We start from the raw sequence: 15,280 nt of genomic DNA on the forward strand, positions 1-15,280 counted from the left end.
ACGCCTCGCTATTCGGTTTTCCGATCCGGGATTGCGGTTCGCACTACGCCGCAGTGAGATCGACCAGCGCAACGTCGTTGGGGACGCGCTCGAGGACAGCCGCGGGCCACCCGTCGTGAGCGAGCGTGATGTCGACATCCGGATTCACCTCGACGAGTCGGGCAACGCCATCGGCCGCGGCCGCGAGAGCGGCGCGATCCGTCCGATCTGGAACTTCGGCAGTCAGTGGGTAGCTCTTCGAGAGTGCCCGCGGGAAGGGACCGAACGGCGGCTCGACCCGCCAGGAATCGTCGTACTCGTCGCTCCGCGGCGCGCTGCCTTCGGTCAACAGCAGGAAGTTGGGGACCGACAGCCGCTCGAGGCGCTCGTGGTGGCGCAGGACTTCCGGTCGGCGCGCGCTCTCGTGGGAGGTGTAGAAAAACGAGCCCTTCGAGACGGGGTCCGATTGCTCGAGTTGGGCGGCGTGATCGAGCAGGGTCCGATAGCCGTCGAGCATCGTCGGGTGTGCGCGAGCACGCTGTTCGACGAGCTCAAGGAGGTTGCCGGCGCGGATCGCCTGTTTGATCCGGCGGATCTCGGCGAAGGTGACGTGGAGGTTGTGGGCGGCCAGTTCCGACTCGCGTTCGGCGTCTGGGAGCGCGCGGAGCTCGTCGGGCGAGTGGTCGGTACAGACGGCACACGAACACGGGAGGTAGTCGATCTCCTCGAGCGCTCGGGTGCCCCGAACCGTCAGATACCGGTCGTCGCGGGCATAGAGCGCGTAGGCCGCCGAGTCGAACAGGTCACAGCCCATCGCGACCGCGAGCGCGAACATCATGGGGTGGCCGGCACCGAAGAGGTGGACCGGCGCGTCGGCCCCCAGTCCACGTTTGGAAGCGGCGACGACGTCGACGACGTCGTCGTAGCGGTAGTCGTTCATCAGTGGGACGACCGCGCCGACCGGGAAGACGTCGAGGTCGGTGTCCTCAGCGTGGCGGCCCGCTCGCTCGCGGAGGTCGGGATACGTCGAGCCCTGGACGGGCGCACTGACGAGCATCTCACCCGTGTCGACGTCTTCGGCGATCTCGAGTCGCTCCTGTGTGGTCTCGAGTTCCCGTTCTGCCTGCTCGCGGGGAACGTCAGGTGGGGTTGGGATGTCGACCGGCGTCGCGATGTCGGAGCCGATCTCGTGCTGGAATTCGAGAATTTCCTCGGTCGTCACGGTGATCTCGCCGTACTCGGAGAGTTGGAAGGAGCCCGAGTCGGTCATGATCGCGCCGGGGAAATCCAGCATGTCGTGGAGGCCGTCCGCGAGGGCGCGTTCGCGGAGGTCGTCATCGCCGTGGATAATGTAGGAGTTCGTAATGAGGATCTCGGCACCGAACTCGTCGGCGAGCCGGCGGGGGCTGATCGTGTCCAGATTCGGGTTGATTACCGGCAGCAGCGCCGGGGTTTCGACGGTGACGTCGGCACGGGGGACGGAGAGTTCGCCGATCCGCCCGCCGGCGTCGGTGTCCCGGAGTTCGAAGCACTCACGCATTGACTTGCCGTTAGACGGTTGGACGTAAGACGTGACGGTTTTCGACCCGCCGGACTCGAGCCGCCAGAGAGCCACGTCCCAGCCCAAGCCATCGACACGCAGGGAGACGAAGGCGCTTTAGGCACTGGCCCGCTTCCGTCTTCTAATGAGCAAACCCACGCCCGACGTCTACGAGCAGGGCAAGGGCATGGACGCCCACAATCAGGTCATGCGCGAGATCCGCTCGCGCAAGGAGGCCAGCTACGATCCCCACGAGCCCACCCGCGTCTGGCTCGACGAGGACAATACCCCCGACGGCGTCAAGACGAGTCTCACGATCATTCTCAACACCGGCGGCTGCCGGTGGGCCCGCGCCGGCGGCTGTACGATGTGTGGCTACGTCGCGGAAAGCGTCGACGGCGGCAGCGTCTCTCACGAGGCGCTGATGAACCAGATCGACGTCTGTCTCGAGCACGAAAAAGAAAACGGCGACGAGCCCGCCGAGCTTATCAAGATCTACACCTCTGGCTCCTTCCTCGACGAGCGCGAGGTCGGCGCGGAGAGCCGCCGGGCGATCGCCGACACCTTCGCCGACCGCGACCGCATGGTCGTCGAATCGCTGCCTGACTTCGTCGACCGCGAGAAGATCGCCGACTTCACCCAACACGGGCTCGATACCGACGTCGCGATCGGCCTCGAGACGGCCACCGACCGGGTGCGCCACGACTGCGTGAACAAGTACTTCGACTTCGCGGACTTCGAGGACGCCTGTGCGGAGGCCGCAGCCGCCGACGACGCGGCAGGAAGCGACACCGAGGCGGGGATCAAGGCCTACCTGCTGATGAAGCCGCCGTTCCTCACCGAATCCGAAGCTGTCGACGACATGATCTCGTCGATCGAGCGCTGTGCCGACGTCTCCGGCTGTCATACCGTCTCGATGAACCCGTGTAACGTCCAGCGCTACACCATGGTCGACGAGCTCTACTTCAACGACGGCTACCGACCGCCGTGGCTCTGGTCGGTCGCCCACGTACTCGAGGAAACGGCGGACGTCGACGCCATCGTCGTCTCGGACCCGGTCGGCCACGGCTCCGATCGAGGCCCGCACAACTGCGGGGAATGTGACGATCTCGTCCAGAAAGCGATCAAGGACTTCGACCTGCGACAGGACCCGTCGGTCTTCGAGCAGGTCTCCTGTGAGTGTGAACTGACTTGGGAGACGGTCATAGAGCGCGAGCGGAGTTTCAACCAGCCGCTGACTCGCTAACTCGCTACCGGCACACGGCAGTCGACGGGCCCACGTACTTCCTGCCCGGTCGATTACTGGGAGCCATGGAACGCCCGTCGCTGTGGAACTACGTCGACGAACTTGAGCCCACGCTGTTGATCCTCGTCGGATTCGTCCTGTTCGTCTTCCCTGAGCCCGCGACCTCCGCGTTCGGCGCGGGGCTCATCCTCCTCGGTGCGAGCTGGTGGTTCTACGAGTGGGGTCGGTAGCGTCGCTGCGAGCCGAATCGTCGACAGTCATCTCGAGCCGTCACAAAAGAGCCGCTACAGTGGTCAACTGTCTTGTTACGCCGACTCGAAGCCGCGGAGAACACCCTGGCCGTCGGTCGAGCCGACGTCGGGAAGGGTCACGCGTTCGGGGTGGGGCATCAACACGGCGACGGTGTCGCGGTCGCCGAGGATGCCGGCGATATCGTGTTTCGAGCCGTTCGGGTTCGCCTCGGGGCCCGTCTCGCCGTTTTCGTCACAGTAGCGAAAGAGCACGCGGTCTTCGTCCTCGAGTTCGGCCAGCCGATCGTCGTCGATCTCGTAGCGCCCCTCGCCGTGGGCGATCGGAACCTCGATGACCTCGCCTTCGTCGTAGGCAGCTGTCCAGGGTGTATCGTCGCGTTCGACACGCAGATAGACGTGCTCACACTGGAAGCGCGCGCTCTCGTTGGTCGTAAACGCGCCCTCGGTGAGGTCGGACTCGCAGCCGACCTGAGCACCGTTGCAGACGCCGAGGACGGGCACGCCGTCGGCCGCGGCCTCGCGGACCTCAGCCATGATCGGCGAGCGAGCCGCCATTGCCCCGCCGCGGAGGTAGTCGCCGTAGGAGAACCCGCCGGGAAGCACGATGCCCGTCGTGTCCTCTGGGAGGCCGTCCTCGTGCCAGACGATCTCGGCGTCGATGTCGAGGTGTTCGAGGGCGCGTTCGGCGTCGCGGTCGCAGTTCGAGCCGCCAAAGCGAATAATTGCGACGGTCATCTACCGTTCGGCGACCTCCACGTCGTAGTCGTGAATGGTCGGGTTCGCCAGCAGCCGTTCGGCCATCTCGTCGGCGCGCTCGCGCGCGTCGTCCGCGGAGTCAGCCTCGAGGTCGACCTCGAAGCGGTCGGCCGATCGCAGCGCCTCGAGTTCGAAGTCGAGCCGCTCTAAGGCTCGCTTCGTCGTCTCGGCCTCGGGGTCCAGCACGCCATGTTTGAGTCGAACCGTCACCGTCGCGGTGTAGGCGGTCATTACCTGATACCCCGTAACCGTGCTCAAAAACGCTTTCGCCTTGGCTCCGTAATGCACGTTCGTGGATACTGCTGCTCGAGCACCGGTGGAAGGCCTGTCGCTGTCTCGTGATCCAATCGGCGGTCGGCCACCGGATCGCGCCGATCGTCGATGCCTGCGCAACGGTGTTCGGCCTCGAGCTGACCGCCGAAAGGATGTCTCGGTGCCTCGATTCGGGTCGTAATCGATCAGCTGACGTGAGAATGCGGGCGTTTCTCACTCGTCTCGACGGAAAGCAGGACTTTTAGCCGTTCGTGGACTTGATCCGTCGTGATGACCCGAGATTCGCTCGAGCGGAGGTGGCAGCGTTGACGACCGACGTAACCGAAATCACGGTGATCGGAGACGACGACACCGGACTCATCGCCCGAGTCACGAGCCTCCTGTTCGAGCGCGGGGTCAATATCGAAGACCTCGATCAGGCGGTTCGCGACGGCGTCTTCCGGATGTATCTGGCCGTCGATACCTCGGAGATGGTCTGTACCGAAGGGACGCTTCGGTCGGACCTCCACGACCTCGGTGACGACCTCGGACTCGACGTCCAGGTCCGATTCCCCGCCGACCGCGAGCACCAGCAGATCGCCGTCCTCGTGACGAAAGAGAGCCACTGTCTCGAGGCGCTGTTCGAGGCCTGGGCCAACGACAACCTCGGTGCGGACATCGGCGTGGTCATCGGCAACCACGACGACCTCCAGCCGCTTGCTGAACACTACGACGTGCCGTTCCACGACATCGGCAACGAAAACGGCCAACAAAACGAGGACGAACTCCTCGCGCTCCTCGAGGAGTACAACGTCGACCTGATTGTCCTCGCACGGTACATGCGCATTCTCAGCCCCAATGTGGTCTTTCGCTACGAGGATCGCATCATCAACGTCCATCCCTCCCTGCTGCCGGCGTTCCCCGGCGCGGAGGCCTATCGACAGGCAATCGAGGAAGGCGTTCGAGTCGCCGGCGTCACTGCCCACTACGTCACGACCGACTTGGATCAGGGGCCGATCATCACCCAGCGTGCGTTCGACGTCCCCGACGATGCCGACGTCGACGAGATGAAACGCCGCGGCCAGCCGCTGGAGGCCGACGCCTTGCTCGAGGCCGTCCAGCTTCACTTAAACGGCGACGTGTCGGTCCACCGCGGCCGAACCTCGGTTCGAGAGAACGGCACCGAGTACCAGCTCGGTCTCCCCGACGAACTCGAGGAGTTTACGCCTGACCGGCCGATCGACGGGATCGGCAGCGCGGTTGCTGAAGACCACTGATTGCTGTACCACGTTTTGTTGTTCGGTTTGCTGCGATAGCGCAGTGACAGCAACCGGTCTCAGTCCGACGCCGGTGGTTCCCAGCGCTCGAGACACTCCGTGCTACAGAAGTGGCGGTGAACGGCGGTTCCGTCTTCGACGGTCGTCACGACGCGCCGTTCGGATGCCGGTTCCACCGACCACCCACACTGTCGACACTCGGGTGGCTCCTCGTCGAGCGAGTCGATCATTGGCTGACAGATGGCGTGACCCTCACTTGAACGACCCTATTTTGTCGGCCACCCGGTCGTGACAGTCCAGTCGCGACTCGAGGGGTGTGGGCAGCAGTCTTATCGCCGTCAGTGTCGAACTATGGGTTGGTATGTCACAACAAGAGGTTCAACAGGAACTATCCGTCGACCAGTACACGCTCGGCCTCGTCGGGCCGGATCAGGAGTGGGCAGGGACCGTCGCGGATGGCGGGACGATCGAGACGTATACGCCACCGGGTTGCTGGGGGCCGATGATCACCCCCGAGTTTCACGGGGGCCACGAAGTCACTCGTCCGGTGCGCGTTGAGGGGGCATCGGTCGGTGACGCCGTCGCGATTCACATCCGGGACATGACGGTCACGAGCATGGCCACGAGTACGGGGTCGATGGCCGAACGCGAAGATGCTTTTGGCGACGATCCGTTCGTCGACCACCGCTGTCCAGAGTGTGGCACCGAGTGGCCTGACTCGATCGTTGAAGGCACCGGAGAGGACGCGATCAAGTGCGCCGAATGTGGTGCGAACGCCTCTTCGTTCGGTTTCGAGTACGGCTATACCGTCGCCTTCGACGACGACCACACCGTCGGGATCACACTCGACGAGGACGGTGCCCACGAACTCGCCAACGACGCCGCCGAAGTGATGGACATCCCCGAGAACTCCCGTCAGCACCCAATCCTGCTGTACGAACCCGGCGAGATGCCTGGCACGCTGGGACGGCTGCGCCCCTTTATCGGAAACATCGGGACGACGCCACCCATTACGATGCCCGACTCGCACAACGCCGGCGACTTCGGCCAGTTCCTCATCGGAGCCGACCACGACTACGGCCTCGAGAGCGAAGAAGAACTCGAGGCACGCACCGACGGTCACATGGACATCCCGCAGGTCCGGCCGGGCGCGACGCTCATCTGTCCTGTCAAGGTCGACGGCGCGGGGATCTACGTCGGCGACCTCCACGCCAACCAGGGTGACGGCGAACTCTCCCTGCACACGACCGACGTCAGTGGCACCGTGCGGATGGATGTGGAGATCATCGACGGACTCGAGCTCGATGGGCCGATCCTCCTGCCTCCCGAGGAGGACCTGCCCTTTATCAGCAAACCCTACAGCGATGAAGAGCGCGAGACGGGCCGCCATCTCGGCGCAGAACACGGTGTCGACGTCGAGGAAGACATGGGACCGATTCAGGTGATCGGCTCCGGCGCGACGGTCAACGACGCCACACAGAACGCCTTCGATCGTGCGACAGACCTGCTGGACATGAGCGAAGGCGAGGTCCGCTCGCGGTGTACGTTCACCGGCGGCGTCCAGATCGGCCGGCTCCCCGGCGTCGTACAACTCGACATGCTCGCGCCGCTGGCCGTGCTCGAGGAACGCGGCATCGACCATCTGGTCCGCGAGCAGTACGGGCTGTAGTCGTCGCTTGTCCGGATTTATTCTCGCGAGCCACCCTGCACCGCAGGCACCACCGTCAGCGACGCGTCCTCGGGTACCCGCGTTACGAGGTCGATGCGCTCGCCATCGATCGAGACCCTGACACTCGGTCGGAGTTGGTCGCCGTCGTAGAGGTACTGCTCAGCGCGCGGATACGCGTCGGCGAACGCCGCGACGGCGTCGGCGGCCGTCCCGCCGGCCCACTCGAGTGTGACCGTCTTCGCACCGGTCGCGCTGCGCAGGGGACCGTATACAGTGACTGTGGTCTCCATGAGTGAGAGTGACCGTGGATGGACAAGAGCGTGTCCACGCCCTCATCGGCGACGCCCGACGAGTGGTGGCCACCTCTATTCGTCGCCCGATGCAGTGTCAGCGTCAGCGGCTGACGCCATGTCCGACCGACCGACCCACGTCGACGAGAACGCCGACATGGCGGCGAACGCGATCATCGCGAGGACGGACAGCACCACCATGGTGCCAGCGGCAGTGGCAATCCCGGTGGTGAGACTGAACGAGACGATACTCGCAGCGACTCCACTAGCGGGTATCATCTGTGCTCGGACGACTATTCTCGAGCCTGCCATATGTGGCTTGCTGTCCTTTGCCGTATGAGAAAACGAGACACGCCCGAATCGGCTCGCAGTCACGGTTGCCCGTGGCGGCGATCGGGATGCGGTCTAGAGGCGCTGGACCGCCCCGATCGCACTCGAGAGTGGCGGCGCGTCGAAGAACTCTTGACCGGTGTAGGCGTTCGCGCCTGCACAGTACATGTCGCGGGCGGTCTCGAGGACCTCCTCTGCGAGCGGGTCGGGATCCTCCTCGCAGAGCGACTTCCAGTCGGCGATGTCCTCCTGTTTGGCCTCGGCTTTCGCGGCGTCGACGGCTTCGACCCAGTCGGGCTGGGTGCGCTTGTGGTACTGGCGCAGCACCTCTTTCGAGAGTTGGGTGCCCTCGTAGCTAAAGCGGTTCTCGTCGAACGTGCCGACGACGTCGGCGACGCGGATCTCGCCCTGATAATAGAGGCACTCGATCTTGCCGTCCTCATGGACCAGGCCTGCCGATTCGGCCTGCTCGGTGATGATCCGGTTGACCTCGCGAGCGATTGCCTCGAGCTCGTCGATGTCGGCCACACCGGCGATGGCGTCGGCCTCCGCATGGTCGAGATAGCGGTCGCCCTCCTCGTATTTCGTGGAGAATTCGACGATCGGCTCATCGAGGTCGACGGCTTCGTCGGGCCAGCTTTCGAACTCGAGGTCGTGGTCTGCGGGATCGGTCCGACGGCGCAGACTCGAGCCGACGGGGACCCGGTTGCGGAAGACGATCTCGAGCGGAACGAGGTAGTTCTCGCCGGCTGCCTCGTGGTAGTGGTCGTAGTCATACTCACGGCCCTCGTGGGGCAGATCCGGCACCTGCGTGAGATCGATGGCCATCTCCCAGGGCGGATGGGACGCCTCCTCGAGCGGGACGACGTCGCCGTTCTCGACGACGCCACGGTAGTGGGTCGGGACGCCCTCGCTCTCGAGCAGTTCGAAGTTGAACGCGCCCATCGTACAGAGGGTCGCGCCCTTCTGTGGGATTTGGTCGGGCATCTTCCCCCAGTCGAACACCGAGTAGTCGTCGGTGAAGACGAACGAACCTCGACCGAGGTCGTCCTCGGTCGCGTCCTCCTCGATGCGGAACTCTTTGACGCTCGTCATTCGAGACACCCCAGCACGTGTCCGTCGCCGCAGTTCATATCCAAGTTGGGGTGGCCGGACGGTAAGAAGGTTTCAGTATCGTGTTGCCCACCGGCGCTGCTATCGTCGGAAACCGATGCGAGGACGCCCGCGAACAGGCGCACTACCGGATCCATCACCCTTTTCTCGCTGTGCAGGCATTGCTATGCCGATGGAGCGACCGGTGACCGAGGCCGATCTCGAGTTCGAACACGTTCCCGAAACTGACCAGTCATTCGAGAACGCACTGGCGAGGGCACGCGACGGCGACCGACTCACAGTTGACGACGCCATCGAATTGCTCACGACGGGAACCGACAGCGAGGGGATCGACCGTCGGCGCAAGGAACGCGTCCTCGAGGCAGCCGACCGCCGACGCGCTGAGGTCGTCGGCGAGGAGGTCACCTTCATCGCGAACCTGAACAACAACGTCACGACGGCCTGTAACGTGGGCTGTCTGTTCTGTAACTTCAAAGACGCCGCCCACACCTTCGAACGCGAGACCGAGATCGAAACAGCAGGCTTTACGAAAACGCCAGCGGAGTCACGTGAAATCGTCGCCGATGCCGTCGAGCGCGGCATCTACGAGGTCACGTCGGTATCGGGTCTCCACCCCGCGTTCGCGCTCGACGACGACCACCGGGAAATCCTCGAGGCCCATCCGAACCCGAAGGAAATCAACTACAAGCCACCCGAAGCATACGAGACCAGCCCTGGAACCTATACGAACCAGATCGCGGCGATGAGCGTCGACGACGTCCACGTTCACTCGATGACTCCCGAGGAGGCCTATCACGCCCGGCGGGGCACCGACTGGGATTACGAGGAGGTCTACAGCCGGCTGCAGGCGGCGGGACTCGATACGGTTCCCGGCACCGCCGCGGAAATCCTCGTCGAGGAAGTCCGCGAGGTGATCTGCCCCGGCAAGATCAGCACCGACGGCTGGCTCGAGGCTATGGAAGCCGCTGCCAGCGTCGGGTTCGACATGACGGCGACGATCATGTACGGCCACGTCGAGAACGAGGCCCACCGCGCGATGCACCTGCAACGCGTCCGCGAACTGCAGGATCGGACCGGCGCGATCACAGAATTCGTCCCGCTGTCCTTTATCCACCAGAACACACCGCTTTACGAACACGACGTGGTCGCAGGCGGCGCGAGCACCGACGAGGACGAACTGATTATCGCCGTCTCGAGGCTCTTTTTGGACAACATCGAGCACATTCAGTCTTCGTGGGTCAAGTATGGCGACGAGCACGGGCTGAAGCTGCTCAACTGCGGTGCCGACGACTACATGGGGACGATCCTCTCCGAGGAGATCACCAAACGCGCCGGCGGCGGCTACGGTGAGTTTCGGTCCTTTTCTGATTACGTCGAGATGATCACCTCGATCGGCCGGGTTCCCGTCGAGCGTTCGACCGACTACGAGACGCGACGGGTCATCGATCCGGACGAGCCGCCCTTTGGGCCACGTCTCGGGCCGAACGCGGATGGAACGCCGTTGCTAACTCGCGAGGAACGCGAAACGCGGGCGACCCGGTCTGCCAAGTGAGATCCGCGGAGGCGCTGTGACGAGTCGGTGACGGCCGCAACGATACGAAAGAGACCGACGGCAGGTTAGATGCCGCGGTAGCCGCTATCGACGGTTAACGGCTCCCCGTTTGTAAAGGAGGCAGCGTCGGAACAGAGCCAGACGACAGCCGCCGCGATCTCTTCCGGTTCGCCGAGTCGGTTCTGTGAGTGTCGGCCCGCGATCTCCTGGCGGAGTTGCTCGTCCGACGTGATGCCGCCCTCTTCCAACATATTCGTTTCAATGAATCCGGGACAGACGGCGTTGACGCGGATATCGTCGTCGGCATACTCCCACGCTGCCGTCTTTGTCAGGCCGAGGACCCCGTGTTTAGCTGCCACGTATGCCGACGCATTCTGGAAGCCGACGTGTCCGAGGACGGACGCCATGTTCACGATCACGCCGCCGTCTTGGCCGACCATGTGATCGACCTCGGCACTGAGCGATCGCCAGACGCCGTTGAGATTGATGTCGACGATGCGCTCCCAGTCGGCTTCGTCGAGGTCGCCGGTCGGTTCCTGTGCGCCGCCGACCCCAGCGTTGTTGACCGCATAGTCAAGACTGCCGAACTCGTCGACGGCGGTTTCGACCATCCGCTCGACATCACTCATTTCGGTCACGTCGGTGTGGACCGCGACCGCCTCACCGCCGCCGTCCGCGATCAAGTCGACGGTTTCCGCCGCGCCGTTGTCGTCTACGTCTGCCACGACCACGGACGCACCGTGGCGAGCGAACTCGAGCGCCGTTTGTCGTCCGATTCCGGACGCTGCTCCCGTTACAACGGCGGTTGTCCCGTCGAAATCGTACTGTACCATAGCAGTCATTTCATCTTCTTGAACGAAGTTAGCCCGACCGCTTGCGGAGATCGGTGCTGGAAGTCGGGTCCCGGCACGTCTCGTCACTGGGGAGCATGATCTCGAGGGGACGCTCCCGGTCAAGCGACCGAACGGCTGCTATGCTCACCGACGAATCGTCCGTTCGATGGACGATCGACCGCGCCGAATCGGCTATCGAACGCGGCACCACGCCGTCTAACTCGCTGCTCGTCGTCGACGACACGGTCGTTCGGATGGTCGAGAACACGAGATTGATCGACGTTCCACGCAGAACCCACCCGCCGTTTGGACGGCGGTCTACGGCCAGTGGTATCATCATCCGACAAAGCGATTAGAAATAGAATATGTTATATAATGTAATTTGAAAAGTATGTGGCGTTGTGATATAAATCCAACACTTGCGTCCCTGCGAAACCTGCTGGGGACCGTCGCGAAGTCATACGTGACGGTCGTCGTCGTTGCCCTCCTCGTCAGTGCCAGTCTGGCACCGATCGTCTGGGGGACGACGAGCAATCCCGACGGAACAGTTGCCGTAGTCGAAGTCGATTCGACACTCACCGAATCGTCCGCCGAGCGAATCACGGACGACCTCCAAGAGGCACGACAGAACGACTCGATCAGTGCGGTCGTGCTGGATGTCGACAGCCCCGGTGGTGGTGTCAGTGTGAGCGAGGGGTTATACCTCGCTGTCGAACGCACCGCTGAAGAGATGCCCGTCGTTACGAGCGTCGACTCGACGGCCGCCTCGGGCGGGTATTACATGATTGCGCCGAGTGACGAAATCTACGTCAAGCCGGGCTCGATCGTCGGTAGCATCGGCGTTCGGGCGACGTACTTCGACGTGCCGCCGACGGACGAGCAAATCACGACTGGGCCCGACAAGAACACCGGCGGCACCGAAGCCGAGTACAAGGCACAGGTTGAGATGATGCGTCAGGCGTTTGTCGGCACCGTCATCGAGCACCGTGGCGACGAGTTGACTCTTTCAGAGACGGAACTGGCGTACGCGAAGGTCTACACCGGCACCAAAAGCGTCGAGAACGGACTCGCAGATGATATCGGTGATACCGAAGTCGCAATCGGGACGGCTGCGGACATGGCCGGCCTCAAAGACTACGATACCGTCGAAATGGAGAGCGAACCGCGCTCCGGCATTTCGTTGATCCTCGGCAGTGAGAACGGTGACCGCCCGGAGGCGTCCGCCGTTCATCCGCAGACCTTCGGCCGGTACGGTGCCGTCAATACACCGACGTTCCTCGCGCTATGGGGATCGGTCGACAACGAACGGGTCATCGCCGCGACCGAACTCGAGCGCCCCGTGGCCAACGAGACTGGGGGTGATCGCCCATGAACGTCCGCTCTCGGCTCGTCGTCTTCGTTACCGTCGTGTTCGTCACCGTCGCCAGCGTGGGTGCGGCCGGACTCGTTACCAACCATGGGATGACAGCACAACCGACGGTCGATCAACAACAGTTCCAGCCGAGCGCGATCGACGCGCCGACAGTCGACCGCAACGGGACGATCTCCTACGATGACAACGGCGAGTCAAAGACCATCGTGATCGACGTCGCCCACTCGAACGACGTCTCCGAGGAAACCCTCGAGCCAGTCGTCTCCGCGCTAACCGCGGGTGGTCACACCGTGCAGTATCACGAAGCGTCGGACGAGTTCGACAGTGATCCTGCCGCAGACTTGAACAAAACGCTCCGTGGTGCCGACGCGCTGATCGTCGTCGAACCCGAAACGCGCTACACCGCCGAAGAAGCAGCTGGCGTGAGCGCGTTCGCCGATGCCGGCGGCCGCGTCCTGTTCGCTGCCGGTCCTGACTCGAGTGGCCTCGGTGGACTGCTCGGACTGCTCGGCGGCACCCAGCCGACCGGCGACGAGTTCGCTGCCGTCACCTCGCCTGTGGGCATCGCCTACGACACTGGCTACCTCTACAACATGGAGGAGTATGCGAACAACTTCCAGACGATCTACGCAACCCCGTCGACCGACTCCGAGCTGACCGACGGCGTTAACCGCGTCGTCTTCGACGGCCCAACGCCGGTCGTCGCAGACGGGCAGACCCTCCTCACGACGCTCGAGGGAACGGAACACTCCGAAACCCGAGAGACGGGAGCGTACAGCGTCTTTGCACGGAGCGGGAACGCGATCGCAGTCGGCGATCCCGGCTTCATGTCCAGTACGAACTACAACCGTGCTGACAACGACGTCCTGATCAGCAACATCCTCGAGTTCCTCGTGAGCGGTGAGAAAGTGTCCGGCGCTCCCGAGGAGGCGAATGCTGAGCGTGACACTGGCATGAAGGTGGAATCCAGTGACACTGGCATGAAGGCGGGATCCAGTCCACCGCAAATGCCGAGCACGTAGCCGAGACCACTCCGTTGCCGCTTTTTTGACGACTCGAGTGAGCGAAGCGGTCTCGATCGCTGCCGGTCCGTGCGATCGTACGCGCATGAGAGTCGGTGGTTCCGACAGCAGAAACGGCGCGGTCGATAGTACAGCAAGCCGTATCAGTGGCGGCAGCCGACGAACTGGCATGGCAAGCGACGAGTCGTACGTGCGGCGGACGATCGGCCTCGCGGAATCGGCAGTCGAAAGCGGCAACACACCCTTCGGATCCCTGCTCGTCGTCGAGGACGAGATCGTCAGAACGGCCGAGAACACGACGCTGACCGACGACGACATCGCCGCCCACCCGGAGTTCAAACTAGCCAGCTGGGCCGCGACGGAACTCGAGCCACGCGAGCGTGCGGCGTGTACGATGTATACCAGCACGGAGCCGTGCCCGATGTGTGCGAGCGCGATCGTCTACGCGGGGCTCGACCGGGTCGTTTACAGCGTGTCCGTCGACTCGCTTGCGGACGTGCGATCCGACGACGTGATCGAGATTCCCTGCGCAGAAGTCGTCGACCGAAGTGACAGTGAGACGACCGTCGAGGGGCCGGTGCTCGAGGACGAGGGACTCGCAGTCCACGAGGCCTATTTTTAATCCGAACGCGCTGTCGTCTCGTCGCGAAGCACCGCACGATAGCGCTCGCCTGCCGGGTCGTCGGCTGTGAGCGCGTCCCGAATCGGTGGCGATAGCCACACCCGATCGTCGCCATCTGCACCCTCGGCGGCGGTACCATCGCACCCGTCCGGCCGCAGGTCAGCTGGCAGAAACCGCTCGTAGACGGGCAATCGCTCGCCGAGCGGGACGTCTGCGTGCGCGGCGATCTCCTCGAGTTCGCGCAGCGCGGGCCATGCGTACTCTGGATTGATGTGATCGTCGGTGACCGGCGAGACACCACCTAAATCGTCGACGCCACAGTCGATCAGGTCTTTCGCGGGGGCGAGGTTCGGCGGCACCTGCACCGAGATTTCGTCGGGCAAGGCTGCGCGGGCCATCGCCGTCACGCGACGCATCGTCTCGAGGTCGGGCGAACCGTCAGCCCAGCGCTCGTTGTCCACGACCGGCTGGACGATCACCTCCTGAATGTGATCGTAGCGCTCGTGCAACTTGCAGATTGCGAGCAGGCTCTCGGCGCGGTCGCGCCAGGTCTCGCCGATCCCCACCAGAATCCCGGTCGTAAACGCGACATCGAGTTCGCCCGCGTTCCGGATGGTCCGTAGTCGCTGTCCTGGTTCCTTCTGGCGCGGGCCGGCATGCGCATCGACATCGGCAGTCGTCTCGAGCATCACGCCCATGCTGGCGTTGACGTCCGCGACAGTTTCCATCTGTGTGCGCGTCTGATCGCCCGGATTGGCATGGGGGAGCAGCCCCTCTTGGAGGGCGACTTCACAGGCCGCACGGAGGTAGTCGTGGATCGAGTCGTAGCCCCACGCGTCGAGTTGGGCGTGAATCTCGGTGTAGCGGTCGTCGGGATCGTCGCCAAATGTAAACAGCGCCTCGGTACAGCCCGCGTCCGCGCCACGCCGACAGATCTCGCGGACGTCCTCGAGCGAAAGCAGGGAAGCCTGTCCCGGCGGGTCGAAGTACGTACAGTAGGTGCAGGTGTAGCGACAGGCCGTCGTCAGCGGCACGAAGACGTTCCGTGCGAAGGTCAGTTCCGACGGCGCGTCGACGTCGGTCGGACTGACCGCACGCAGATCCTCGACGGCCTGCTCGTCGATCGTGAGTTCGACGCCGTACTCGCTTGCCCCGGGGATCATTACCTCCCTGTGT

Annotated in this window: 18 protein-coding genes; 9 read left to right on the forward strand and 9 right to left on the reverse strand. The window is 63.7% G+C overall.

Translation table 11 applies throughout. The annotated features are described in order from the left end of the window. Positions 1–43: 43 nt before the first annotated feature. Positions 44–1,519: a tRNA guanosine(15) transglycosylase TgtA gene (gene tgtA, locus BSG09_RS10495; RefSeq protein WP_092932839.1), complete on the reverse strand. Its 1,476-nt coding sequence runs from the start codon at positions 1,517–1,519 to the stop codon at positions 44–46. 145 nt (positions 1,520–1,664) lie between these two features. Here tgtA and BSG09_RS10500 point away from each other — a divergent pair, with 145 nt between their 5' ends. After that, entirely contained in the window at positions 1,665–2,765 is a 1,101-nt protein-coding gene (locus BSG09_RS10500) for an archaeosine biosynthesis radical SAM protein RaSEA (protein WP_092932841.1), read from the forward strand. 65 nt (positions 2,766–2,830) lie between these two features. After that, positions 2,831–2,995 (forward strand): hypothetical protein, encoded by a 165-nt coding sequence (locus tag BSG09_RS20810; RefSeq protein ID WP_175542188.1) that lies wholly within the window; start codon positions 2,831–2,833, stop codon positions 2,993–2,995. A gap of 75 nt (positions 2,996–3,070) precedes the next feature. Here the strand turns inward: BSG09_RS20810 and purQ are convergent, their stop codons facing one another. Further along, positions 3,071–3,751: a phosphoribosylformylglycinamidine synthase I gene (gene purQ, locus BSG09_RS10505; protein WP_092932843.1), complete on the reverse strand. Its 681-nt coding sequence runs from the start codon at positions 3,749–3,751 to the stop codon at positions 3,071–3,073. Next, positions 3,752–4,003: a phosphoribosylformylglycinamidine synthase subunit PurS gene (purS, locus tag BSG09_RS10510; RefSeq protein ID WP_092932845.1), complete on the reverse strand. Its 252-nt coding sequence runs from the start codon at positions 4,001–4,003 to the stop codon at positions 3,752–3,754. A gap of 338 nt (positions 4,004–4,341) precedes the next feature. On the opposite strand from purS, the gene BSG09_RS10520 reads away from it, so the two are divergent. After that, complete coding sequence (locus BSG09_RS10520; protein WP_175542189.1) at positions 4,342–5,301, forward strand: formyltetrahydrofolate deformylase; 960 nt, start codon at positions 4,342–4,344, stop codon at positions 5,299–5,301. A 59-nt stretch (positions 5,302–5,360) separates the two neighbouring features. Here BSG09_RS10520 and BSG09_RS20815 read toward each other — a convergent pair whose 3' ends face one another. Next, the gene (locus BSG09_RS20815; RefSeq protein ID WP_175542190.1) at positions 5,361–5,531 is read right to left on the reverse strand and encodes a DUF7576 family protein; all 171 of its coding nucleotides are present in this window, start codon (positions 5,529–5,531) and stop codon (positions 5,361–5,363) included. 131 nt (positions 5,532–5,662) lie between these two features. On the opposite strand from BSG09_RS20815, the gene BSG09_RS10525 reads away from it, so the two are divergent. Next, a complete protein-coding gene (locus BSG09_RS10525) occupies positions 5,663–6,970 on the forward strand; it encodes an acetamidase/formamidase family protein (RefSeq protein ID WP_092932849.1) in 1,308 nt (435 codons plus the stop codon). 17 nt (positions 6,971–6,987) lie between these two features. Here BSG09_RS10525 and BSG09_RS10530 read toward each other — a convergent pair whose 3' ends face one another. The 3 genes from BSG09_RS10530 to BSG09_RS10540 all read right to left on the reverse strand — a co-directional run bounded on the left by BSG09_RS10530 (position 6,988) and on the right by BSG09_RS10540 (position 8,685). After that, on the reverse strand, positions 6,988–7,260 hold the full coding sequence (locus BSG09_RS10530) for a MoaD/ThiS family protein (protein WP_092932851.1): 273 nt from the start codon (positions 7,258–7,260) through the stop codon (positions 6,988–6,990). 75 nt (positions 7,261–7,335) lie between these two features. Then, on the reverse strand, positions 7,336–7,539 hold the full coding sequence (locus tag BSG09_RS10535; RefSeq protein WP_092932853.1) for a hypothetical protein: 204 nt from the start codon (positions 7,537–7,539) through the stop codon (positions 7,336–7,338). 126 nt (positions 7,540–7,665) lie between these two features. Then, positions 7,666–8,685, reverse strand: coding sequence for a phosphoribosylaminoimidazolesuccinocarboxamide synthase (locus tag BSG09_RS10540; RefSeq protein ID WP_092932855.1), 1,020 nt, complete (start codon positions 8,683–8,685; stop codon positions 7,666–7,668). A gap of 190 nt (positions 8,686–8,875) precedes the next feature. Here BSG09_RS10540 and cofH point away from each other — a divergent pair, with 190 nt between their 5' ends. Continuing rightward, entirely contained in the window at positions 8,876–10,255 is a 1,380-nt protein-coding gene (gene cofH, locus BSG09_RS10545) for a 7,8-didemethyl-8-hydroxy-5-deazariboflavin synthase subunit CofH (RefSeq protein ID WP_092932857.1), read from the forward strand. Positions 10,256–10,320: 65 nt separating this feature from the next. On the opposite strand, the gene BSG09_RS10550 is transcribed toward cofH, so the two are convergent. Further along, the gene (locus BSG09_RS10550) at positions 10,321–11,088 is read right to left on the reverse strand and encodes a glucose 1-dehydrogenase (protein WP_092932859.1); all 768 of its coding nucleotides are present in this window, start codon (positions 11,086–11,088) and stop codon (positions 10,321–10,323) included. A gap of 140 nt (positions 11,089–11,228) precedes the next feature. Here BSG09_RS10550 and BSG09_RS10555 point away from each other — a divergent pair, with 140 nt between their 5' ends. The 4 genes from BSG09_RS10555 (at position 11,229) to BSG09_RS10570 (ending at position 14,104) form a co-directional block, all read left to right on the forward strand. After that, entirely contained in the window at positions 11,229–11,444 is a 216-nt protein-coding gene (locus BSG09_RS10555; protein ID WP_092932861.1) for a hypothetical protein, read from the forward strand. A gap of 35 nt (positions 11,445–11,479) precedes the next feature. Continuing rightward, positions 11,480–12,460, forward strand: a complete 981-nt coding sequence (locus BSG09_RS10560) for a S49 family peptidase (protein ID WP_394328118.1) — start codon at positions 11,480–11,482, stop codon at positions 12,458–12,460. Further along, complete coding sequence (locus tag BSG09_RS10565; RefSeq protein ID WP_092932863.1) at positions 12,457–13,482, forward strand: DUF4350 domain-containing protein; 1,026 nt, start codon at positions 12,457–12,459, stop codon at positions 13,480–13,482. Before BSG09_RS10560 ends, BSG09_RS10565 begins: the two co-directional genes overlap by 4 nt. Positions 13,483–13,651: 169 nt before the next feature. Continuing rightward, a complete protein-coding gene (locus BSG09_RS10570; RefSeq protein ID WP_092932944.1) occupies positions 13,652–14,104 on the forward strand; it encodes a nucleoside deaminase in 453 nt (150 codons plus the stop codon). Here BSG09_RS10570 and cofG read toward each other — a convergent pair. Beyond that, complete coding sequence (gene cofG, locus BSG09_RS10575) at positions 14,101–15,267, reverse strand: 7,8-didemethyl-8-hydroxy-5-deazariboflavin synthase subunit CofG (protein WP_092932865.1); 1,167 nt, start codon at positions 15,265–15,267, stop codon at positions 14,101–14,103. The genes BSG09_RS10570 and cofG overlap by 4 nt on opposite strands. Between the last annotated feature and the right edge of the window lie 13 nt (positions 15,268–15,280).

It is taken from the genome of Natrinema hispanicum, assembly GCF_900111485.1.
Taxonomy (GTDB): domain Archaea; phylum Halobacteriota; class Halobacteria; order Halobacteriales; family Natrialbaceae; genus Natrinema; species Natrinema hispanicum_A.